General features: G+C 41.3%; 19 protein-coding genes. 7 read left to right on the plus strand and 12 right to left on the minus strand.

Features of this window, described 5'->3' with window-relative positions; translation table 11 throughout:
- Positions 1 to 127: 127 nt before the first annotated feature.
- Positions 128 to 931 (plus strand): hypothetical protein, encoded by an 804-nt coding sequence (locus GGD38_RS20525; RefSeq protein WP_375302271.1) that lies wholly within the window; start codon positions 128 to 130, stop codon positions 929 to 931.
- A 9-nt stretch (positions 932 to 940) separates the two neighbouring features.
- On the plus strand, positions 941 to 1366 hold the full coding sequence (locus tag GGD38_RS20530) for a DUF4348 domain-containing protein (protein WP_375302272.1): 426 nt from the start codon (positions 941 to 943) through the stop codon (positions 1364 to 1366).
- On the opposite strand, the gene GGD38_RS20535 is transcribed toward GGD38_RS20530, so the two are convergent.
- Complete coding sequence (locus GGD38_RS20535) at positions 1363 to 1917, minus strand: YdeI family protein (protein WP_375302273.1); 555 nt, start codon at positions 1915 to 1917, stop codon at positions 1363 to 1365. The genes GGD38_RS20530 and GGD38_RS20535 overlap by 4 nt on opposite strands.
- An 860-nt stretch (positions 1918 to 2777) precedes the next feature.
- Here GGD38_RS20535 and GGD38_RS20540 point away from each other — a divergent pair.
- Complete coding sequence (locus tag GGD38_RS20540) at positions 2778 to 3116, plus strand: hypothetical protein (RefSeq protein ID WP_375302274.1); 339 nt, start codon at positions 2778 to 2780, stop codon at positions 3114 to 3116.
- Between the two features lie 3 nt (positions 3117 to 3119).
- Here the strand turns inward: GGD38_RS20540 and GGD38_RS20545 are convergent, their stop codons facing one another.
- Entirely contained in the window at positions 3120 to 5513 is a 2394-nt protein-coding gene (locus GGD38_RS20545; RefSeq protein WP_375302275.1) for an ABC transporter permease, read from the minus strand.
- Between the two features lie 209 nt (positions 5514 to 5722).
- Between GGD38_RS20545 and GGD38_RS20550 the strand changes: the two genes are divergently transcribed.
- From GGD38_RS20550 to GGD38_RS20565, 4 genes are all read left to right on the plus strand, one after another.
- A complete protein-coding gene (locus GGD38_RS20550) occupies positions 5723 to 6301 on the plus strand; it encodes a Crp/Fnr family transcriptional regulator (protein ID WP_375303873.1) in 579 nt (192 codons plus the stop codon).
- Between the two features lie 76 nt (positions 6302 to 6377).
- The gene (locus GGD38_RS20555) at positions 6378 to 7265 is read left to right on the plus strand and encodes an SDR family oxidoreductase (RefSeq protein WP_375302277.1); all 888 of its coding nucleotides are present in this window, start codon (positions 6378 to 6380) and stop codon (positions 7263 to 7265) included.
- A 172-nt stretch (positions 7266 to 7437) separates the two neighbouring features.
- Complete coding sequence (locus GGD38_RS20560; RefSeq protein ID WP_375302278.1) at positions 7438 to 8220, plus strand: carboxypeptidase-like regulatory domain-containing protein; 783 nt, start codon at positions 7438 to 7440, stop codon at positions 8218 to 8220.
- A 57-nt stretch (positions 8221 to 8277) separates the two neighbouring features.
- A complete protein-coding gene (locus tag GGD38_RS20565) occupies positions 8278 to 8763 on the plus strand; it encodes a hypothetical protein (RefSeq protein ID WP_375302279.1) in 486 nt (161 codons plus the stop codon).
- Between the two features lie 156 nt (positions 8764 to 8919).
- Here GGD38_RS20565 and GGD38_RS20570 read toward each other — a convergent pair whose 3' ends face one another.
- The 10 genes from GGD38_RS20570 to GGD38_RS20615 all read right to left on the minus strand — a co-directional run bounded on the left by GGD38_RS20570 (position 8920) and on the right by GGD38_RS20615 (position 23214).
- Positions 8920 to 9381 carry a hypothetical protein gene (locus GGD38_RS20570; protein ID WP_375302280.1) on the minus strand — a complete coding sequence of 154 codons (462 nt, stop codon included), beginning with the start codon at positions 9379 to 9381 and terminating at the stop codon, positions 8920 to 8922.
- A gap of 200 nt (positions 9382 to 9581) precedes the next feature.
- Positions 9582 to 9959, minus strand: a complete 378-nt coding sequence (locus GGD38_RS20575) for a hypothetical protein (RefSeq protein ID WP_375302281.1) — start codon at positions 9957 to 9959, stop codon at positions 9582 to 9584.
- A 34-nt stretch (positions 9960 to 9993) separates the two neighbouring features.
- Positions 9994 to 10647 (minus strand): hypothetical protein, encoded by a 654-nt coding sequence (locus tag GGD38_RS20580; protein WP_375302282.1) that lies wholly within the window; start codon positions 10645 to 10647, stop codon positions 9994 to 9996.
- Positions 10648 to 10799: 152 nt separating this feature from the next.
- A complete protein-coding gene (locus GGD38_RS20585; RefSeq protein WP_375302283.1) occupies positions 10800 to 11489 on the minus strand; it encodes a hypothetical protein in 690 nt (229 codons plus the stop codon).
- A gap of 54 nt (positions 11490 to 11543) precedes the next feature.
- A complete protein-coding gene (locus GGD38_RS20590) occupies positions 11544 to 11924 on the minus strand; it encodes a hypothetical protein (protein WP_375302284.1) in 381 nt (126 codons plus the stop codon).
- A gap of 12 nt (positions 11925 to 11936) precedes the next feature.
- Positions 11937 to 12227 (minus strand): hypothetical protein, encoded by a 291-nt coding sequence (locus GGD38_RS20595; RefSeq protein WP_375302285.1) that lies wholly within the window; start codon positions 12225 to 12227, stop codon positions 11937 to 11939.
- 36 nt (positions 12228 to 12263) lie between these two features.
- Positions 12264 to 12794 carry a hypothetical protein gene (locus GGD38_RS20600; RefSeq protein ID WP_375302286.1) on the minus strand — a complete coding sequence of 177 codons (531 nt, stop codon included), beginning with the start codon at positions 12792 to 12794 and terminating at the stop codon, positions 12264 to 12266.
- Between the two features lie 484 nt (positions 12795 to 13278).
- Complete coding sequence (locus GGD38_RS20605; RefSeq protein ID WP_375302287.1) at positions 13279 to 13950, minus strand: hypothetical protein; 672 nt, start codon at positions 13948 to 13950, stop codon at positions 13279 to 13281.
- A 4-nt stretch (positions 13951 to 13954) separates the two neighbouring features.
- Entirely contained in the window at positions 13955 to 19966 is a 6012-nt protein-coding gene (locus tag GGD38_RS20610; RefSeq protein ID WP_375302288.1) for a hypothetical protein, read from the minus strand.
- A 32-nt stretch (positions 19967 to 19998) separates the two neighbouring features.
- The gene (locus tag GGD38_RS20615) at positions 19999 to 23214 is read right to left on the minus strand and encodes a SprB repeat-containing protein (RefSeq protein WP_375302289.1); all 3216 of its coding nucleotides are present in this window, start codon (positions 23212 to 23214) and stop codon (positions 19999 to 20001) included.
- Positions 23215 to 23219: the final 5 nt, after the last annotated feature.

Genomic DNA, 23219 nt, shown 5'->3' on the forward strand with positions numbered 1-23219 from the left:
ATAATGGTGCAATAGAACCTTATTTTGTGCCTGCGGGAAATAATGGGGAGCATGGAAGAATACCTGTTTTAAGCAAATTTATACCAGAAATGTAACATCACAACAAAACACTATATTGCACATTGCGATGAATACCCACATTTCATTTCCCGAAAACATAACCGATTTTCTTACCTGGGTAAAAACAACTACTGAACTGGCCTGGAGTAACGCCCCCATTGACAGTTACTTTCATGGCGCCAAATGGTTACCACTTAACGATGGGGAGATCGATGATCTTGAAAAGAAATACAGAATACAATTTGGCGAAGAGCATAGAGCATTTTTAAAAGTGTTGCATACTATAAATAGAAAAAATCCCACTTATGATGGATGGAAAGATCAAGAAGACGATAACGAAGTGAAGCAAATGGGCCACCCTTCCTATTTTTACAACTGGTTTGAGGATACCCAATGGATCGAAAGCAGGCTTAGCTGGCCATACGACACCATCTTACAGGATATCTTTGGCTTAAACAAAAGATGGTTAAAAATATGGGGGCCATGTCCTGATTCAACTGAAGAAAAAATTCGCGTATTTACAGAATGGTATAACAAAGCCCCCAGGTTAATTCCGCTTTTTGCACATAGATTTCTTATGGGCAATGGTCACTCCGGACTTAAACCGGTGCTATCTGTTTGGGGTTCAGATATCGTAATTATCGCCTGGAGCTTGCGCCATTTTCTAATGCGAAACTTCGCCAGGGAATTAGATCTTGAAGTATTAGTATGGGACGAAGAGGATGGTTGTTTTGGTGGTTTTATGAAAGAAGGTATTCCCGAACTGGATGCGCTTGAAACCATCCGGACAGCTGATGCAGTTATCCCTTACTGGAAAGAAGTGATCACAAGTATTTCGCCCATTTGGCCGGGATTCAGGGTCAAAGAATAAAGAACCATTATGAAAACACCAACCATACTATTAGCAGCTTTTCTTATCACCGGTTGTTCTGAAGAAAGCAAAAAACCGGAGCAACCTACAGCCCAAACAAACCATGCCCAGGCTGAATCTTTTGATAGCTTTTTTGAGAAATTCTCATCAGACTCCGTGTTTCAAAAGTCACGCATTAAATTCCCGCTCACTTCGCAGGTGTACGATATTGATTCAGAAAAAGAAGTCACATCAACTACAGACGCCTCCGAATGGGCATTTTTCAATATTAAACAACTGAAGCAGGATAAAAAATACATTTTTAAAACAAGCAGCGAAAAAGAACAATACATAATTAATGTAAAGATGGAAGACACCGGCATTTACGTTGACTATATATTCGATCGGCAAAGCGGTAAATGGACATTGGTAAAGATAGTAGACCAAAGCACCTAACCCACAGCCACCATTATTTCATCAAGACGTTTCATCCGCGTTTCAGGACGTTTAGCATGCATAAGACGAAACAACATTGCCTTTCTAACAGACTTGCTTAAGCTCATAAAACGGGCTTTTGAGCCGGGTACAGATTTGAATTTAGCATCAAGGTCGGCAGGGATCTTCTGGGCTTCCACATCATTTAAGGCTGTCCAGGAACCATTCTTTTTTGCAATTTGAATGCTTTTCAAACCGGCTTCAGTCATGAGCCCCTGTTCTATCAACAGTTTTACTTTGTCCTTATTTATTTTTGACCAATTGCTTTTGGGTTTTCTTTTGCAGTAATACTGTATAAATTTTTCATCGTCCAAGGGTCGCCTTGTGCTGTCGATCCAACCAAAACAAAGCGCTTCTTCCACAGCCTGCACCCAACTAAGCGTTGGCACGCCGGTATCCTTTTTATACATGATGAGCCAAATGCATTGCTTTTTAACATGGTTCTTTTGTAACCATTGCCGCCAGTGCCGGCGGCTTGATGCATAAAATGTTTCTATTTCCTTCTTTTCCATATAACAAAAATAAGCAGCAGCAGTGACAGCCCTATGTCAGGAGGAATGATTACGAAAAGAGATTTAGTAAAGCAAATGAGCGGTATTTTATTAATTCAGATGAAGCGTTGAACTGGATCAGGTCGGTATAAACTGAAAAATGAGGAACTAATGCAGATGTAGTAAAATTAGCAATGGGATTCAACTTTATAGCTTACTTTTTTCGGTTATAAGTTAAAACCTGCACTTATAGTTACCTTTTAAACTTTATAAGTTTCATTGGCAGCAACTTAGTGTTCTTTTTATGTTTAGAGCTTTCTGTTGACCTACATAAATATAATTTTTCCAAATTGAGTTTATTTTTTTGAATAACAGATCTCAAAATGCCGTTTCGAAGCTTAGTTTTTCGATTTTTAGTTTAGGTTTTCAAAAAATAAACTAACTATTGGTCATTTCAAACAAACTAGTCACCGTTTTAAACTAACTATTCTCATTTTAAACTAACTATTCTCATTTCAAACTAACTTTCTCTTATTTCAAACTAACTTACTCTCATTTCAAACTAACTGGCTCTCATTTCATGCTAAATTGATAGTCATTTCAAACTAAATATTCTCATTTCAAACTAACTGGCAGTCATTCTAAACTAAGAACCCCGATGCGTAACATCGGGGCCTTAGATAAAACACAATCAATGTATAATTAAAACAGTTGAAAGAAATAATTGACTAAAAACGCCTGTTTTTTTCTACAATTACCGGTCCGGGGCGATCTTTTCCCCTCATTTTTAACGGATTGGCAAATAGATTCCACGTATTGCTGAACGCCACGATACACTGGCCTGGCATAATTAATGTGTTTTTTTTATAAAATTCAATTCTATGTCTGGACGTGGAGATAACAACAAACAAGGAACATCGGGACGAGGCGCCAGTCACCAGGCCCGTGAAGCGTTCCCCAACAACGATAAACCTCAACACAAACCCGCTAATAGAAAAACGTATGCGCTATTGGTTGATGATGCTCCATACGAAGTTATAGTGGAACCTTTTACCTTCAATGGCGAGCAACGTTTTTACGTTAGTGTAAATGGCAGTGAAGAACATGTATTCACCTGGGATTCGGAGATCAAAAGATTGACGGCCATAGACCAGGACGCTTCTACCCTGCCAGATGCGCTGGAACAGGAGCTCAGTAACAGGTTACAGGCAGACCTGTAACCCCTACTCTGCCCGCAAGTTTTCAACGGGGTTTGTAGCTGCTGCCTTTAATGCTTTAAAGCTTACCGTTATCAATGCTATAAGCATGGCAAGTGCACCGGCACCTGCAAACACCCACCAGCTGAGGGATGTTCTGTAAACATATTGCTGTAACCAGTCGTGCACAAAATACCAGGTAATTGGGCATGCAATTATAAAGGCAATACCTATTAACAATATAAACTCGCGTGAGAACAGGTATACTATACTTTGAATACTTGCGCCCAATACTTTTCTTATACCCACTTCCTTTAACCGTTGCACCGCCATAAACGAGGCCAGCCCATATAAGCCCAGGCAACTAAGGAATATGGCAATGGCAGCAAAGCAGGTGTATAAATTATACAACATATTCTCCTGTTTGTAAAAACCGGCAACTTTATCGTCCATGAATTCGTATTCAAAAACAAATTCAGGGAAAGTTTCATTCCATATTTTCTCAATGCTACCCATTACCTTACGCATATCTGCACTGGCAATTCGGATACTTGCGGTAGTATATCTTCTTTTCAAATTGGCAACAAATACAGGCGATATAGAATCTTTGAAAGAGGCTGCATTAAAGTCCTTCATAACGCCAACGATGAGCCCCTTAATTTTTCCATTCCAAACATTCATTTCTTTATTGAGCACATCATTCACATTGGCAACACCCAGCTTTTTCACCAGCGATTCATTTACCAGGAACTCTCTTATAGAATCGGTTCGGGTAAAATTTCTACCCGCAACCAATGGTAATTGATACGCCGGTACATATTCCGCATCGGCAAACTTTACAATAGCTGCAAAGTCAACGCCCTTTTCACTATGGTTATAATTGAAGCCCGTCCACCAGTTATCTACATCTGAAGGTGATTGAGAGTTAAAACTTACCCGGCTAACGCCACCGATAGCCTGCAAACGGTTGCGTATATAGTCTATTTTACTTAACCCTGCGCTATCGCTTTGGAATGGCACATTTACCAACGCTTCTTTATTAAATCCCATGGCAGTAGTATTAAAGAAACGCATTTGTTTCATCATAAGAAGGGTGCCTATTATGAGCGCCTGTGCAATCACAAACTGCACCACCACCAATGAGCGCCGCAGGTTTATATGTTGCCCGCTTACCGTTGTTAATTTAGCCTTTAGTGCGTTAACAGGGTTGTATGACGATAAAACCAGTGAAGGATAAAAACCTGCAAGTAACGTTACCACTACAATAACGCCCGCAATAAACGCTAATATAACCGGCTGCCATAACAAAGCCGGCGCCATTTGCAGCTCGAGCAATGCATTTATAGAAGAAACAAGCATAATGGCCAGCAACCACGACAGTATAACCGAACAGGTTACCAGTAAAAATGTTTCTGCCAGGAATTGTATTTTCAATTGCCACCGGCTGCTACCCAACACTTTTCTTACCCCAACCTCACGCGACCGGTTAACGGCCTGCGCAGTAGACAGATTTATGAAATTTACACAGGCTATCAACAATATAAATGCGCCTATAAGCCATAATGTACGTATGCGTTCGGGGCTAATGGTCTTCCTTAAAAAATTACCGGCCTTTTCATCAAAGTGCACCTGTTGCAACGATTGCAGTACCTGTGCGTTCTTGTTATCGGGCGTACGGTATTTTTTTGAAAACTGAAGTAATGGCTGGCTAAATGCCGTAACAGATGCGTTTTTCTTAAGCAACACATAACACTCGTGATTACTGTCGATGGTTACCCAGTCGGTCGATTTTGAAAATCCACCAATGGCATAGGGCACTACCATGCATAACTGAAAATCCGAGTTGACGGGTATGTCGGCCATTATGCCTGTTACCTTCAGCAGCAAATTTGTGCCTATCCTAATGGTTCGGCCTACCGCCTGCTGCCAGTTACCAAAATATTTATTGGCGATAGCCCTGGTAAGCACCACCGAATTGGGATCTTTTAAAGAAGTTTCGGCATCACCTTTTAAAAAGGGAAAATCAAAAATTCGGAAAAAAGAAGGCTCTGCAAACATTGTATTACTCTTCTCCTTAAACTTTTTTGAGGGATGCCCATTGGCATCCATTACCAGCACCTGTACATCGGTCACAGAAAAAATACCACACACTTCTTCAAACTGGGGAAAATCGCTTTTAAGTGCCGTAGGCACCGGGAAAGGCACTGCACTTGTTGAATCGCCATTAGTTCCTTTGGTAAGAATGCGATAGATGCGGTCTTTTTTTGTATGAAACTCGTCGAAGCTCTTTTCGTAATTGATCACTAAAAATATGATAAGGCAAACGGCTATGCCGGCACTTAAGCCACTGATATTAATGACCAGGTAACGTTTGTTGCGCAACAGGCTACGGATAGCAGTTTTTACATAATTACGAAGCATGATAAGCTATTTAGTAATTTGTATGGTTAACTCCGGTAATATACTTATACAATGCCAACCTCCCAGCATCCTGAAAATCAATATCTCTTTTGATTTACCCTTTAACAAACTGCACGCTTTTGATACAGCATACGCCCGGTTTCGGCACAGGATGGCGTTTACAGGACAATTTGTACATCTGGCAAAGTAGATTTACTTTTAAGTTGCAAATGACATCAGGATTTGAAATATATCTTCGGGCCCATACAAGCCTGGGCGATGCGGAAATAGAACAGATCGTTTCTGCCGGAAAACTGCGCTCACTTGAACGTAATGAACTGCTTTTGCAGGAAGGCCAGGTTTGCCGGCACAAAACCTTTGTAATAAAAGGGCTGTTGCGCAACTTTGGCACCACTGCCGATGGCAGCGAAAGTATTACCCACTTTTCACCCGAAAACAGCTGGACCATCGATGCCGAAAGTTATCACCTGCAAACACCCACCCAGTTCAGCATTGCAGCTGTAGAACGAAGCGAGGTATTACAATGGAACAAAACTGAGTTTGAGCGTTTGTTACATGAAATACCGGCACTAAACAATTTTTCACAGAAGCTGATCACCCAGGCCAGTTACGGCAACCGCAACCGGCTGTTCACCACGCTTAGCGCTACACCAGAGGAAAAATATGAATCCTTTGTGAAAAGCTATCCCGATCTGCTGGCCAGACTTCCGTTGCATATGATAGCCTCGTATCTTGGCATTTCGTTAAAAACACTTACCCGCATCCGTCATTCACAATTACACCGCTAATTAAATATGGTCAAATGACCATGTTTTCGCACATGTACTGATTGAATTTTGTGAGGTCAAAATTAAATCATTCATTATGCGAGTATTTGTTACAGGAGCTTCAGGATTTGTGGGCTCCGCTATAGTTCAGGAATTGTTACAGACAGGCCATAAAGTGCTTGGCATGGTACGTTCTGAAAGTGCAGCAGAGGCGTTGGTAAAAGCCGGCGCCGAGGCGCATTTCGGAAACCTCGATGACCTGGAAAGCATAAAAAAAGGCGCTGCACAATGCGATGCGGTCATTCATACTGCTTTTAATCACGATTTTTCACGCTACAAGGAGAATTGTGAAAACGATCGCCAGGTGATACTGGCATTAGGATCGGTGCTTGCCGGTTCAAACCGCCCATTGGTGGTTACATCTGGTGTAGGTATATTAAGGAAAGAAGGACAGTTTACCGAGAATGATGCACACCCCGGCTCCGACGTATCGCCCCGCGCAGCTACGGAAGAAGCTGCCAATGCGGTTGCCCAACAAGGTGTAAACACTTACATTGTAAGACTACCGGCATCAACGCATGGCAAAGGCGACCATGGTTTTGTTCCTATGGTAATTGGAATGGCTAAGGAAAAAGGTCAGTCGGTTTATATAGGAGAAGGAAATAACCGCTGGCCGGCCGTTCATCGGTTAGATGCGGCTGTTGTATACCGTCTTATCATTGAAAAACAACCGCAGCAGAAGGTCTTTCATCCCATAGCAGAAGAAGGTATACCCTTTAAGCAAATAGCCACTGCCATTGGCAAAGGCTTACAATTACCCACGGTAAGTAAAGAAGGCAGCGAAGCAGAAGCGCATTTTGGCTGGTTCAAACATTTTGCTGGAATGGACTGCTCAGCATTGAGCAAGCAAACCCGTAAAACATTAAACTGGGAACCCAGGCACCCTACCCTTATTGATGAGATCACACCCGGTATATTGCTCTAATGAATTTTTAAGAATAGTTAAGCTCTTGTTAAAGGGCTTAACTACTTTATTTTAACGCCGCCTTCGTCTATAAAAATACCCTGTTCGTCTTATTCCGTGTTTTTAATGCCGAAATGCTTTATTTTTACCATGCACACCCCAGGAGTAATATCCGACCAGTTATCAGGCAAAAATGAAGCGAACTATACTTAACCGTCGAAAATCTTTATTGCTGTTATTGGTGCTCTTATGCCGGGTAGCCGCTGCCCAGGTAGTTATTAAAGGCACCGTGTATGATAAACAGGCACGCCATGGCATACCCAATGTAAGCGTAATAGGCACCTCAGGCATAGGAACTATGACCGATACGCTGGGCCGCTACAACATCAAGGTGCCCAATGATGACTCCATTTATTTTTCCTACCTGGGAAAAACATCGGCAAAATTTCCGGTTAAAAGATTACCACCCGATCAACCGCTCGACGTTAGCCTGCCGGTATCGATGGACCTGTTGCCTTCGGTAACCGTACGGCAACCCAGTTACCGCATGGACTCTATTGCCAACCGTAATGAATATAGAAAAGTGTTTGATTATGACCCTGCCATTGGCAGCGCGCCCAGCAGCGGGTTTGGACTAGGCATCGATTTCGACTACATCTTCAATCCAAGAAAGTTCAGACGAATGGAAGCATTGAGAACGCGGCTTGAACGGGAGGAAAAAGACAAGTATGTAGACCACCGCTTTAGCAAAGCGCTGGTAAAACGCATAACCGGGCTCGTATCACCAGCATTGGATAGCTTTATGGTTGAGTACCGACCCAGCTATGATATTCTTAAAACATTCGAAACAGACTACGATTATTACAGCTATATAAAATCATGCAGCTTTTCATTTATTGCCCAATGGAAAATTGAACACCCCGGCGATAGCTCTTACAAGGTACAACCAGTGCCTAACATCGACACCGCGAAATAAGAACGTTCATCTGCCGAGTAACGCATCTCATGTATATTTACCTGATAAATGAAACATATGTCAGCATCCTTCAGCTTAAATTTTGATGAGTATGAAAAGATACAGGCCCCTGATAATGAATTTATGTGGCAAGGTTTAATTGACATAAAACAAGGCCGTTTTGCCGGCCAGCAGACAATAAACATTTTCACAAAAGATCAGGTTGTGAGTGATGGGTCAAAAGAATTTATTGAATCTATACTGACTGACATCGAAATATTGTTATTGGAAGGGCTCGCATATGTTAAGGCCAGGTTTAAAGAAGACCCGGCGGTTTATAAGATCCTTGACCATGAGCTGGCCTGGCTCGATCTGTCTTTGGATGAATTTCCCTTATATGAACCGGACCTGACCTTTTATTGTGAGAGCGATGAATGGAATGTTAGGTTCGCAGAAGGAAAATTTGGTAACTGTGAGCCGTATGGGGTATTGGTTTCCTTTATAGGAATCACGCCCACCAGAGCAGATGACCCTGCGGATTTTGAAGATATTACTGAAGAATAATGTTATGCTCTTTATGTACCCTTTCTATTAGAAATTCTATTTGATGTTGTCCACTTCATTTGAAAGCGTGTTATGGATAATTATTCTGTGACCTGCAATATCCATGCTGTTTGTTTAAGTCCCGGCCCTTCTTCGATAGCCAGGCTTATTTGGGTTTTAGAAATTTTCAGGAAACAAAACCACATTTGAATCTTCCTGGACCCGCCTAATATATTTCCCTAACTCACATGCAAAATTTGTTGTTCCATAGTCCTCATGAGTATCAAAGGGTGTTGGATTTATCATAGGTTCATGTGGATTTATGTATTCCAATTCATAAATCGCTTCTCCCTTACTATACACTTTAAACCTGCTAATTTCATTCATTTCATGTGCTATCCTATGACCGATAGTTATATCTTTCGTCAAATCGACCAGCCTCCCATCTAACAATAAATAGTTCCTGGCATCACTGCTAAAAACAGCAATCAATGTATTATTCAATATATCATACTTGCCATCAAATTTACCAGGAGGTTTATCATATTGATAGCCAATCTCGTTTTCAAGTTTAATGTCAGTAATTTTTGCAAATTCAATACACTTATCAAGAACCCAAAATCTTTTTATTCTTTTCATAAATATTATATTGAGTCATTCGGTATTTTTTCATTATTCGCTTAAATGGCTCAACTTCAGAAGGCGCATTCTCCTGGAAGAATTTCAGGAACGACTCTCCCAGCTTCTTTCTATTTGGAGCAGCTGTTTTAGGCGCCTTGATTGCTATCATCTCATAAATCTGATCCAAAATTTTAATACTTCATTTTCTTAAGATTTTGTCATCTTCCTGGAGGGATAAATCGTTTTGCAAAGTCGGGATGAATAAACTCTTCTTCTATTTCATTACCTTCATCATCTTGTACTAGAAAACCTATATCAAATAAAACATCCGCTTTTAAAAGCCTGTGTTTGATATGTTCCTTCATATTTGAAAATTCCAATTCAGAACCTGTAAAATAGATATCAACATAATACTGTCGTTCTTCATTATCATGGGTTTTAATGACAACTTCGGTAGTTTCATCTTTATAGCTAATATCAAACCCAAATATTCTGGGCCTTGCAGTAATATCTTTAAAAATATCCTTGAAAGTCTCTATTATAACCTCGTGACTTGAATAGTAAATAATTCCTATTACTTTATAAGTTTCTAACATTTTGGGTGCAGTCTATATTAGGGCTTTTACTTTATCATCCCATTTTTAACAAATACTCATTTAAATTAAAATCAGGATTAGGGTTCTCATTGTATTCGCTTATTATCGTTTCTGGAGATAGAAAGAGATCGTACCCAATCTGCAAACTTCCTCTTTCGTTAAATTCCCTACTCATTAGACTTTCATTTTCCCAGCCTAAAATATCATTTATCTTTTTTAGCACAGCTGGAAGTCTGTAATAGTTTAACTTATATCGTTCCAAATTCCATACAAATGAATCGCTATTTTCATCAAAAGCCATAGGCAGCCAAATATCAGATTTTGTTGATAAAGCAAAATCTTGCTGGAATGTCCGAAAACCTACTAAAGAAAATATTTCAGAATGAATTTCTTCGCCCTGTTCTGTGTAGATAGTTGTATCGCCTTTAATCCCAAACACAAAACATTTATACAGAAAATTATCTGCCTCTATTAAAGTAACCAGGTCCTCTACATTTTTATAAATCAGTTCACCGTCCTTGCCTTGCAAAAATCTTGGAAGTAACATTTTAGATTCTATAAGAACGGATAATACTTTTTTTAAATCAGACAGAATTTCTGGATACGGTGCTATATCATAGTCATATCCATATTTATTACTTTTAAAATACCAACTCCCCCTTATTTCTCTTGGTGTATAAAGTTTCATATCCTTTATTCTTGTAACATCTTTATTTTCGTTTATACGTCAAGTGTATCATCTTTACGAATTCCAAACCCCTTCACTTCTAAAACACTATTTAATTTTCCTATTATTAATCGTGCAATCTTCCAGTATTCATAAACTTCTATTCCATAAGTTTAAATAATATCTTTCGGATCTTTCAACGGAAGAACATTACTCAGTTTTTTATCCAACTCCCCCACTATATTGATCATAGTTTCATATTCTGCTTTATTTTCAGGATCAAGCTGAATAGCCTTCTGCTCCATAGACAAAAACAGGTTTAATACCTTTTGATAATTCTCATTTCCGGCAAGTTTTGCAATGATCATTCTTCTAAACCACTTTTCAATAGACCCATACCGCGTGTTATCAGGAACGTTGTTATGAACTATATCCAGTTCTCTTATATCTGTCATAAATTCTGCCTGGGGATATAATATTTTTTCAAAAGTTTGAATAATATAGTCCCGGGCCTTTGCCACCGCCTCGGTGTCATCATCTTTCAAAGTGATCCCTAACTGTGAAACACCTCTTTCGTCAAGCTGGTCGATACTCATGGTGAGCCGCATCCTTTGTATTCCAAGCAATTCAGCATATTCTTCCCAATAGCTTTCTATCAATTCTATCTTCCTGCCCATACTTACCTGCGCGTATAATTCATGCAGATACGATTTACCACCCAGCCTTATAAAAACATAATCTGTATAGCCTTTCCGTTCTTTAACATAGGCAAAACCCCGCTTTTCAAAAACAGCAAAGCCCTTTTCTGAAAAACATTTATCAAGTTCTTTCCTTAAACCATCTTCAAAAGAATTTAGATTCATTCATCGCCTTTTATTTGCAAAGAAATTTTAATACTTCATATTCTTAAGATCTCGTCATCTACTCGGAGGGATATACCGTTTTGCAAAGTCGGGATGAATAAACTCTTCTTCTTCTATTTCATTTCCCTCATTATCGTTTACATAAAAACTTATGGCGAATAAAATATCTGCTTTTAGAAGCCTGTTTTTGATCTGCTCCTTAATATTTAAAAATTCGGATTCAGGCCCTGTAAAAAGGATATCCAGATTATACTCCGATTCATCATCATAATAGGTTTTAAAATAAACTTCGGTAGTTTCATCTTCATATGTAAGATCAACCCCAACCAGTCTTTGCCTTACTGTCATACCTTTAAATATAGGCTGAAAAGTCTCCATTATAATTTGGTGACTTGAATAGTAAATAATTCCTGTTGCTTTATAAGTTTCTAACATTTTGGGTGCAGTCTATATTAGGGCGTTTACTTTATTATTCCATTTTTCACACCTGGCTATTAGTCCGGGATTTATTTGATCAATGTATTTTTCAAAAACAGACTCTAATACATTGAACCGTTTCCCAATCCACAGGCCAACGTAATAACTTGCTTTCCCCTCAATATATGTAACTATTCTTGTAACATTCTTATTTCCGTTTATATGATCAAGTATGTCGTCTTTGGTAATTTGAAACCCCTTTTCTACTAAAACGCCATTTAACTTTTCTATTATCAACCGGTGCAATCCTTTAGTCTTCATACCTATTTTATATTAATAAGCAATACACTAATGAAGTTATATTCCGGGATCGACACTTTTAAGACGTTCATGTAACTTTTCCAGGACCGGCAGGTATGGCTGGATATCACTTTCGGTTTTTGCAGCAGCCGCAAGGAATTGGTACACCTCAGCATATATGTTTTCATAGTCGGGATTGCCGGCCAATTTGGAAATAATGATCTTCCGTAAAAAGAAGTCTCCCGTAGATCCAAAGATCCGCCTCGAAATTTCATAATCGCTACCATGAAGAAGACTATCCATCACCTTTGGTTCCTGCCATTTTTCCCTTGCAGGAAGAATTTTTTCTTTAATCATAAAGCTGTACAGATCGAAAAATTCCAAAACAGTTTCTTCCGTAGTAATTATTCCAAACTGGAAATTACTCCGCATTTTATTTTGATTTACTTCCAGCCATGCTACATCTTCAGGAACATAAAAGGTAATAAAATTGTTTTTTTTTATACCGAAAAGGCCGGTTTCCTCAATAAATTCCTCTAGCAATTCTTCAATCTTATTGATCCTTGTTAAACAGAATACGCTTGCCATAAGGTTATGTCCGGAAAATGTAACTGATAATTTAACCCAGCCCCATTCATACTCTTTTTGGGCTTGTGATAACTTTTTATCCGTTATCTGAAACCCTAACCTTTCAACAAATGGCTTAAACTTTGAATAAAATATTTTTTCTGCCTGGCTGCGACTCAGGATCATATTATAACATTTTATGATAAAACAATACCGCGCAAATTAAAACTTTGATCAATTCCTAACACCCTATGCGATTTGAATAGTTAATAATTCCTATTACCTTATAAGTTTCTGACATTTTGGGTGCAGTCTATTATTTGAACTTTTGCTTTATTATTCCATTTTTAGCAAATACTCTTTTAAATTAAAATCAGGATTAGGATTTCGTTGTATTCCCTTGTTACCACTTGTTGAGATAGTAAAACTAATAACCCTTCAAGCCTGATGAGTTGAAGGGTTATTAGTTTTAACAGGAGGTTAAACAGCCGCGCTGTTCGAAAAATCAACTAACTCCCTGCTTTAACTTTTCCGCCAACTCATAATAAGCATTAAGAAGTGGAATATATTTTCCATCTTCAAGGTGTTTAATTGATTCAAATTTTTGCCTTACATATTCCGCATAGTTATCGTATTCCGGATCGCTACACCATTTTAGCACAATCATCTTCTTCATCTGACACTCACCGCCTATATGATAAGTTAATTCTTTTTCAGGCAGTTGTTTAATAAAATCATTTAAAGCTTCTAAACTACCATATTTATCAAAAAAAGGAAAGGCGATATGAGTACAGTATTGCATTACCGCTTCTGCATGCAAGGCAACATCAGCCTCGGAATCGATCTCAACCGATAAAACCTGCTGGCTGTATTTTTGTTCAAAATCCGAGTTATGATAAAACCGAAGCGTATATGTGGACTTCGTTAAACCATACTTATCAAGTATGTCTTTTAAATAATTTTCAATTACGTCAAACCAGATTGTCATAGAAAATGCTTCAAAAGCAATTCCTTTTCCTTTTCTTAATCTGTTGCTAATGCATCGATACCTGAGATCATTGACCTCTTTAATAACCTCGTATCCCAGGTTTCCCAAATCCGTTATAACAAAACCATGCAATTCAAAATATGGCCCAAGGTATTTTTTTAAATATTGATTTACCTCTTTAGTTGTCATGCTTTTATTTTTTTATTCCACCACTTATATATGCTCCATTTCCATTACCCCTTATTTCTATAAATTTCACCTGTTTTATTTCTGCTGATTTCTCAAGGGCAGCTGGCAGTAAGGTATTATAAACATCCCTGGTTTTGTCTACACTTCTCACACTCAGTTTTTCGCCGATAGCAGCTTTTGCAGCTTCTTGACCATCAGTAAGTGGTGTACCATCACTTAGTTTAATTTCCCCTATTACCATATCCTCAATTATAGCATTACCTCTGGCATCTTCACCATACTTCACAAATACCAGATCGGCAATAAAATATTTACCTGCTTCATTACAAGGCACTTTATAACCTGGAACACAAAAATGAACCTGCGAAAGTATCTTTCTATCTTTCAGATCGGTTATCGCCCCTCTCAAATCAGTCCAGATTGTCCTATCATTGCTTCTTACCAATTGGATTACATGATCTTCAAATAACTTTCCATCCTCTGTTACAGCTTTGAAGAACTCCGATTTACCCCATTTTTCCCATCTATCCTTGTTAGCTAAACCGGCAAATCGCTCTTCCTGACGGCTTAAAGCTGACCGCGGATCAGCCTTTATGTCCCTATAAATCGAAAGGTCACGTGGGTTTTCTCCTAAAAGCTCCGACAGGTTTTTCGCCCTGCTACCGCTAAGATCTGCCGCTAAACTCTCTTCAATGCCAAAGTTTTTGATCTCTTGCATGAACACCCGCGCTTCGTCGACACCAGCAGCACCCTTTGCCTCAAACTTCTGCAAAATACTTTTAAAAAACTGATTGTTATAGAGGTTATCGGAAATATTCAACTCGTTCCTTATAACCCCAATGGCCTCTCGTATATTTTGAGGATTGTCGGGAATTGCGCGCACCTTTTCTATCGCTTTACCAAGCGGTCCCTTCTCCGTTGTTTTTGCGAACACAAACGCTCCCTGGGAACCTCCCTCCAATGCCATCTCAAGACGCACCTCGGGATTAAACTTTATACCTAATATATTTGCCCAGTTAAATACCCCTTCATCCTTAAAGATCCCCTTGATGTCATCCCAGTATAACACCACAAACTCGCCGTATGTACCTAACTGTTTTAATTTCAGTACACCGCCTTCCTTTACTGTTTGAAGGGTGATCTTGGTTTTATCGTAAAACTTGTCAAGCTTTTGTATAACCGAACTTACTTTCTGTTCAACCTGGGCCAGCCTACCGGCGGTTACGCCATACCCAAGGTTTTTTAGCGTCTGGTATAGATTTGTTGTCTTCTTATCAAATTCACTACCCTCTATTATAACCAGGGCAGGTTCGGTTTTTCTTAAATTGGAAACCTCTTCATAAGCCTGAACAAAATTATCTGCATTGTGCTGTAACCCCGCCATGGCGGTGCCTATATCTGCCACTGCGGTAATAGCCATGAGCGAATAATAGGCCGTCAAAAAATACTGCCCCGCCACCGACTTTAACAATTCTGCTTTTATATGCGACTCACTAACCAAAAGATCACCTGCAACAAAAACCGCACTGGCCGCCTGCATCACTTTTCCAACCTTGGTCGCCGCAGTCCACGTACCAAGACTAAGAACCGTTAATCCAACATCAACCACACGTTTTCCAAATTGAGCCAGGCCACGTGTTTCGTTTGTACGCCACAACCAGTCGAGTGCAACCGCAGGCACTACCATCATCATTTGATTTTCCAACGGCTTAATAGTGTTGGAAGGCCCTTCCCCTAATATAAGCAACACAGGCATCAGGGGATCGTACTCTACCCGTAAATTATCTTTTTGTAAACCACCGGCGGGAATCGTTTTACTCTCTATAATTGACTTTATATAACTCAACAGGTCCTGATCCTTAACCGTCTTCGTTGTCACCAACACTTTACCTGTAGAAAGCAGCTCTGCCTGGAATGACGGATAATTTGTAAAGAATTCCGTTTTCCAAAAATAAACCCTGTTTTGGCTGGCAAGTTGTTCCAATGTAACAGGCTTCTCTTCCAGCTTCTTCTTATAGAACTCTATTAAAAGTGTAAACAGCCGGTCAAAGTTATTCTCGCCCATTCCCCTGTTATCAATACGTTTGATCAGGTTCATCAGTAACGAGTTCTTTAACAATCCATCGAGCAATGCCGCTCTGTCGTTTTCAGGCGTATTCTCAATAAGTGAAAGCGCAAACTCTTCCAAACCAAAGCCAATTTCGAACCCAAGCGACTCCAGCATATAGGCCCAGCAATTTCCAGACCCGGACATATTATCCTTAACAAGCGTATTAAGCACTGTTAACCTATCCTCAACCAGCCAGGCGCGTGTATACTCACTTAAAGACTTAAACTGAACATACTTTTTCCAGTAATACTTCACTAACAATTCAGGGTTGGTGACCTTGGCAGCATCAGTGCCAGATTCCCTTAACATATCCCAGAATCCCTTTAAGTAATCCAGGTAATCAAGATATGCCTTATCGCCCCCTGTTGCCTTCGCCAGGTTTACTTCTCCTTCTTTCAGCTGATTATACAGGCCGCTTCCAATTAAATCAATGTACAAGCCGATGTTCGCTACGATCTTATTTCTAAGTGCAGTGTTAGTTTCAGAAGTATGCGTTTCTACAAATCCAATGGCCTCTGGAGATTTCCATGAAGTCACGTCATCACGCAAATCTTTCAGCAACAACTCGTACGTGCCTGTACATGGAATTGGCAATGACATGTTAAGAGCCGTTGCCTCGGGTTGATTTTTGACAGCAGGCAAATAGATCGTTCCATTTTTACTGTCATTTGCCATTCCCGTTGCCGCACCATCATATGCAATAGGCACCACACTTTTCAATACTTTGCCAAAATCATCAGGGTGCTGTAACAACACCAACGCTTTATACTGCTGATCTTTTACCAGGCCACTATAATTAAATACAAACCTGTCGAGATCTTTATCGGCTTTTGATGTCTGGTACTTCTCAATCTTGTCTTTACTTGAATAATGACAGAATACCTGATCCTTTTTGGTAAGTAACTGTCCATACTTAACATCGTCTAATGTAAATTCAAGCAGGCAACCTACAGGATAAGCTTGCGGCCCATCTTTATCGCACATTTTAAACCGCAGGTTTTTAAGTGCTGAACCTGCTTTAAACACAACCAACTTACCACCCGGCGACATAAACGTTCTTTCATTCGATGCCGGCTGATAATACAGGCCAGTACCCAGCGTGAATGCCGACTCATCGCTCATCGTTTTTACATACTGACTCAACTGCGCATCCGCATCCTTCTCAAACAACCCGATCACCAAACCCGGCTTATACATCAAATCCCACTGATGTTTGGCAAAACGATTGCCCGCAGGGTAATCCATAACGTTCGATGGGAGTTCGCCCTGCTTGAAACCATAGTTATTATCAAACACGTGTTTCAGGCTAAATAATCCATGTCCTATTTCATGGGCTGCCACCTTTCCATCGGTACCCGTAAACAGGTAACCGAATTGTTTGCCCCTTGGCATATCTCCGGCCAGGGTACTGGAACTATCGCTGCCGCTCAATACAAACAAATAAACCGCATCCTGCTGAACCGTACGTGCACTGCTATACGCACTGTTCAACGCTTTCATTTCATCGGTCAACGTCGATAACCAGCCACTGCCCGATACCGCCAGCTTATCATCTTTATGTATATCCCAGCTCTTGTCATCGAACGACTTATCCTGCGTTACCTGGAATGTGATACCTACGGGTTTATATATTTCATTGAGCTTCGTGCTTATTGCATCCTTATTGACCGGCGCCCCGTTTACAGGAACAAGCACCACCTTAAAGGTTCGCGCTGGATATGCAGCTATAAACAGTTTACCCAGCGGCAGGAACTTGCCATCACCCTGCGGGTATAGTGCATATAACTCCTGTGCATCACCAGCCGGGCCACCCACGATCTTTATCTCCCAGGTACTATTGGAAAGCTTCTTACTCTCGTACCGCGTTCCTTTACCTGTTACAAAACGAATACTGTCGGCTACAATGCTGTTATCCTTTATGTCCACCACCGCTTTTACAACGTCGGTCTGCGCTTCAACAATAGCTTTACTGTTTACATAATAATCCCCATTCAGCTTTTCATACTCTTCGTAGAACAGATTACTACGACTGTATACCGGCTGGTACTCATCGAACGCATACAACTGGTTCTCATGCGGCAGAAACTTAACAACCGCCTTTTCACTTTGTAAAGAGTTTAACTGCGCGGCCGTCATATTCATTGGCTCGCTCGATGCAACTTTCGAAACATGACCATCTTTATCTACACCATAAACAGTACCGCTCTTATCTTTAATAGTAGCCGGCAACTCTTCTACCTTCACCTGTTTTGTTGTACCATCACTACCGGTAATCGTTAACGTAGCGCCTCCACCAGGCACCGAATTCCCTGCACTATCTACTGTTTTGTTCAATTCAACGTCGATATTACGGGCATCGGGTATCACCATATCAACATAATAGCCCGCGGTATCTATTCCTTTAACCACTATTCCAACTCCGCCGCCACCATCTATTACTTCATCAAGATTTTTTATCTGCGACTCTTTAGCATCGTAGGTTGTTTCTATAACACCACCGATCAACTGCTTATCGGTGTTTACGGTAATACCGCTGAACTTCACCTTTACCCGGCTTTGGCCCAGGAAGGGAACGGTTACATAACCGGCGCCGGTAAAGGCGCTTTGCCCGCTTACCTGTAATAATTTTACCGGGAAATCGCCCGCCGTAATCACATCGCCGGTAAGCAGGGTTTGAATGGGTGTACGATTCTTAATATTCTCCTCTGCTACCAGCAATCCGCAATCGGTATTCACGGCACTATCGGCAGCGGCGATCTCCAGCGTTTTAATATCGCTGTAGGTATACGTAATGCCATTATCGCAGGTGCCGCCTACACGGTATTCATAGGATTTGCCTTTCTTCAGATCGTACAACATCATACGGTTAGCCGTGGTAGCTGAGTTGTACCAGGTTGAACCGTTCTGCCCCTTTTCGCGATAGTCTACCGTAAAACTGGTTTGATTGGGATTGGCAGCCCAGGTAATGGTTGCCCGCCCGGAACTTAATTCGTGCTGTACGTTTAACGGCGGTGCACAATCGCTCTGGCAGTTAAACCAATAAATTTCACTGTACCCGTTGTTACGCCAGGCATCGGAACCCGATGAGCCATCGGTTTGCTGCGCACGTACCCGCCAGGCATACTTATGGCCCGATAACAACAATGGTTCACCGGGGCCATACAACAATGTAGTTGCCTGCGTAACGGTCCTGTACAGCGGCTGGGCGGAACCAAATGCCGCTTCAGGCGCCAGGCCATTGTCCCATATTTCTACAAGTGTAAATTCATATTCGGTATTGAATGCACTGGTTGGACTGTTATAATTTCGAGGTGTCCATTGAAAGATGATATTTTGCGGATCTTTATAAACAATATTTTCAGTCTTCCTGGGCAAATTCAGTAATGGCGGATCGCTCAAACTTATCCAGGCCATGGCACAACTGCTGCGACCAACAATCTGGCCGGAGTTAACCTCTACAGCTTCAAAACAAAATTGATAGAACCCTTCGGGCAACTTTCCGCTTTGCACATACTGTGCACGGGTAATGCCCTCGAATATAAGATTGTCGGCATTGAAATAAGGCGCCAGGTCGCCCAGCGTGATGCGGGTGGGAACACCGCCATCGAGGCTGATAGCCGGATAATATACATTATCCCGGCTAATGAGTTTGGCCGCCTGCCCCTGTATGCTCATGCGTAAACGCACCTGCAATGTGGGCTTGTTTAAATCGGTATTGGTAAGCAACAGCACCAGTTTTTCGTTGGTACCATTGTAATAGTCACTTACATTTAAAGTGTACGGCGGCAACAATTGCGGAACTATCTGTACCGGGTATTGTTGTGCACCTGCCAAATTCCCGAGCAATAAACAGGCAGTTAAGATCAATAACCTGCTTATGGTTTTCTTATATAGGGTAACTATCATTATCATTTAAGCTTTTGAGCTGAGCCTTTTTATTACAATATCAACACTCTTAATATGCGGGTATCTTTTGCCGTTTCCAGCACAAGCGCATATACGCCGCCTACTACATTAACTTTATATGGAACTGTATATTTGTTACTACCGCTTTTCCGCTGCTGATCTATTGTAGCGCCCGATTGCAGATTAATAAGCCGCAGACTGATATCGGCCTTCTCACGCAAATCAACAATTACAGTAAACTGTCCATTGTTTGGGTTAGGCGCCAACTTATAATCCAGTATAAACGGATCGGTAGTTGATGCCCCGGGGCTATCGAATGACTGCCCTTCTATAATGGTAATATTGTTACTGTATTCTTTGGTGCAACTTCCCACCGCCGTTTGCATTCCGATGCGATAGGAGCCCGTTTGATTAAATTGCAACTCAAGAAGGCTATCCGTGCGACGCTGTACCGTAATGTCACCTTGCGGTACCTGCCACGTTATGGTTTGGGGCCAGGGCTGACTTATATTCACAAAAGTCACTTTCTCGCCTTTAAATGCCTGTGTGCTTGACACAAATTCTGCAGCTACGGTAGCATCACTTCTGCTGATATTTATGCTACCACTTCCTTTACAACCTTTACTATCTGTTACCTGTACATCATACTTACCTGTTGCAGTTAGTGATACGCTTGCCGTGCTGGCATTAAACCCATTGGCGCTGCTCCAACTGTAAACTGCATTTGCATCAGCTACAGTAGCATCGGCCAACCATGCCTGACCGGCACACAGCGTACGATCGGGCCCCAGTGCAACCGTAAGCGGCGAAGGGTTCTGCAAATTGAACACATGCTGTTCTGAACACCCCATTGCGTCTATTATCTTTACTGTATAGGCGCCTGCACACAATGCAGACTGCAGCTGTGCGGTACTGCCATTACTCCATTGATAACTATAAGGCGCTGTTCCACCCGATACGCTATAACTGATGGCCCCATTACAATAACCTGAACATACCGGCTGTATAGCCACAGGGTTATTTACCACAATAGGATTGGGTGTAGATACCTTTACCTGTTGTTGTGTTTGGCAACCACGGGCATCATTTACATAAGCCAGATAGTTGCCTGTTGTTAAACCTGTAATATTTTGTGTGGTAGCGCCATTACTCCATGCAATGCTGTAAGGAGTTGTGCCCCCGGCTATAACCGCGGTTGCAGTTCCATTGTTTCCACCACTACAAAATACCTGAGTACTGGTTAACCCAAGTGTTAGCAATTGGGGCTCGCCAAGCACAAATGGCACCGACTCTCTGCTGATGTTATTATTATCGGTAACTACTATCTTATAAGTGCCTGCTGTAAGTTTCAAAGCAAAACTGTCGGGCTGACCAATATTCAACCAACTGCTGTTATCACTACGGAACCACTGGTAGGTATATCGTTTCGAAGGGATCTCAATGCCACCCTGCGCTTTGGCATACAACACGCCATCGCTGCTGTTCTTACAGGTAACATAATGATCCTCTTCCACGGTCACTATCAACATGGGCGGCTGTTTTAAATGAAGCGTATCGGCAACAATACAGCCCGCAGCATTAGCACCGGATGCAAGCGCATAGTTTGCATCGGTGGCAGTTACAATATAGGTGCCCTCGCCTATTTGCTGCAACTTGGTGGTAAATGGATTGATAGTATTGGTAACGGTAGTTAAAGCAGAACCGCTGGTACTGTCTTTCCAAACTATGTTATAGCTATTACCGCTTACAGGCGTACCGCCAATAACAATTGCCATGGCGCTGCCATCGGTACTTCCAAATGCCAGCGGGTTGGTTGTTTGCCTGTAATCTACCTGTACGGGTTGTGCAGGTTGTATTATGGTAACTGTTTGAACAACTTCGTTACCCGCTGCATCTTTCATGATACAGTTATTTCCATCGTATATCCTGAGTTTGTATACGCCACTATCTAAACCGCTGACGGTATGTTGAGTGGGCGAAGCAAAGGCTGCCAGGCTATATGTATCATCCTGCGCCTGTTTATAACGTGCGGAATAATTACCAACGCCACCGGTTGCATTTAAACTTATCGTTCCATCGGCGCCGTTAAAACAGTTTACGTTCTTTATACTATTTGAAAAACTAACAGCCGTGGGGCCTGTATATGACGTTGTACCCTTGTGTTGTTCACCCGTGGAATAAGTGTTCACATCATTGTATTTTCCGAACAGATTTACAGTAAAGTTTCCAGGACCAAACTTTGCCGGAAAAGTGTAAGTATTACCAGCGTTCAGCTCTTTGAGCGATGGAGACGTCTCTGGCTGACCATCCGTTGTGTTTATCAGGGTAATATTCATGGTTTCGCCTGCATATAACTGACGATCGAATTGAACGATGACCGTACCATCCTTTACCCCAAAACATTTGTTGGGAACCGGCGTTACTGAAATGATATGCGGAGAAGGAATAGAGGGTGTTAAAGTAAGCGGCTGCGATGCAAAATAATAGACCGGACTAACCCGGAAGACCACATTTTGACCGCGTGGTATATTATCGAAATCAGTGCCCATCAGATCGCGCCCCGACACACTAATGGTGGATTTACCATCGGTGTTGGTAGATGCAGGAAAATTGTTCCACCCGCTGCCGCCCACATTGTATTGCCATCTGTATACAGGTGCCGGATAACCGGGCGTAGCATAAATGGTAACTCTGTCGGTAGTGGGTAAATACGTTTCATTGGGATTATCTGTCCACAAATCTATCCTTTCAGGCGTGATCCAGGTTTCGGCCTCATTTTTAAAACAATCAGTGCTCTCATTCCACGGGCTATAAAAATAGCCGTTACCGGTATACCAACTACCAAAATTCCAGTCGCTCGATGTTTGGCAACTCATACGACAAATGTTATCATGTCGATCGCTACTACAATAACATACGACTTTTGATAATTCCTGAGATGCATCCCAGGTGATGGAATCCCAATACTCGTAGGGGTTATAGCCACAATCTGCTCCTATCCACATCAGGCTGTATCCCTTGGTGCCATCAGCCATATCATCTTTAGAGGAGATCCTTACAGGTGTTATATCAGGATTACTAAAATGTGCCGTTGCCGTGTAAAGATTACCAGAACAATCATTTCGGTAACTATATTTGGGGCAAAATATTTTCAGATGCATTTTCAACTTATACCTTGGCTGCGCCAACGTTGTAAATGCTGCTGCCTGCAGTAAAACAATTACCAATAACAATACACGCATTCTCATAGAAA

This window comes from Niastella sp. OAS944, assembly GCA_024809215.1.
GTDB lineage: Bacteria > Bacteroidota > Bacteroidia > Chitinophagales > Chitinophagaceae > Niastella.

What these genes read in the sequence shown, in the direction of transcription:
- GGD38_RS20580 (WP_375302282.1), bottom strand. Translation starts at nt 10,647, where the DNA reads ATGAAACTTTATACACCAAGAGAAATAAGGGGGAGTTGGTATTTTAAA.
- GGD38_RS20540 (WP_375302274.1), top strand. Translation starts at nt 2,778, where the DNA reads ATGTCTGGACGTGGAGATAACAACAAACAAGGAACATCGGGACGAGGC.
- GGD38_RS20570 (WP_375302280.1), bottom strand. Translation starts at nt 9,381, where the DNA reads ATGAAAAGAATAAAAAGATTTTGGGTTCTTGATAAGTGTATTGAATTT.
- GGD38_RS20530 (WP_375302272.1), top strand. Translation starts at nt 941, where the DNA reads ATGAAAACACCAACCATACTATTAGCAGCTTTTCTTATCACCGGTTGT.
- GGD38_RS20565 (WP_375302279.1), top strand. Translation starts at nt 8,278, where the DNA reads ATGTCAGCATCCTTCAGCTTAAATTTTGATGAGTATGAAAAGATACAG.
- GGD38_RS20545 (WP_375302275.1), bottom strand. Translation starts at nt 5,513, where the DNA reads ATGCTTCGTAATTATGTAAAAACTGCTATCCGTAGCCTGTTGCGCAAC.
- GGD38_RS20575 (WP_375302281.1), bottom strand. Translation starts at nt 9,959, where the DNA reads ATGTTAGAAACTTATAAAGTAATAGGAATTATTTACTATTCAAGTCAC.
- GGD38_RS20615 (WP_375302289.1), bottom strand. Translation starts at nt 23,214, where the DNA reads ATGAGAATGCGTGTATTGTTATTGGTAATTGTTTTACTGCAGGCAGCA.
- GGD38_RS20610 (WP_375302288.1), bottom strand. Translation starts at nt 19,966, where the DNA reads ATGATAGTTACCCTATATAAGAAAACCATAAGCAGGTTATTGATCTTA.
- GGD38_RS20555 (WP_375302277.1), top strand. Translation starts at nt 6,378, where the DNA reads ATGCGAGTATTTGTTACAGGAGCTTCAGGATTTGTGGGCTCCGCTATA.
- GGD38_RS20595 (WP_375302285.1), bottom strand. Translation starts at nt 12,227, where the DNA reads ATGAAGACTAAAGGATTGCACCGGTTGATAATAGAAAAGTTAAATGGC.
- GGD38_RS20605 (WP_375302287.1), bottom strand. Translation starts at nt 13,950, where the DNA reads ATGACAACTAAAGAGGTAAATCAATATTTAAAAAAATACCTTGGGCCA.
- GGD38_RS20535 (WP_375302273.1), bottom strand. Translation starts at nt 1,917, where the DNA reads ATGGAAAAGAAGGAAATAGAAACATTTTATGCATCAAGCCGCCGGCAC.
- GGD38_RS20550 (WP_375303873.1), top strand. Translation starts at nt 5,723, where the DNA reads ATGACATCAGGATTTGAAATATATCTTCGGGCCCATACAAGCCTGGGC.
- GGD38_RS20585 (WP_375302283.1), bottom strand. Translation starts at nt 11,489, where the DNA reads ATGAATCTAAATTCTTTTGAAGATGGTTTAAGGAAAGAACTTGATAAA.
- GGD38_RS20590 (WP_375302284.1), bottom strand. Translation starts at nt 11,924, where the DNA reads ATGTTAGAAACTTATAAAGCAACAGGAATTATTTACTATTCAAGTCAC.
- GGD38_RS20525 (WP_375302271.1), top strand. Translation starts at nt 128, where the DNA reads ATGAATACCCACATTTCATTTCCCGAAAACATAACCGATTTTCTTACC.
- GGD38_RS20560 (WP_375302278.1), top strand. Translation starts at nt 7,438, where the DNA reads ATGAAGCGAACTATACTTAACCGTCGAAAATCTTTATTGCTGTTATTG.
- GGD38_RS20600 (WP_375302286.1), bottom strand. Translation starts at nt 12,794, where the DNA reads ATGGCAAGCGTATTCTGTTTAACAAGGATCAATAAGATTGAAGAATTG.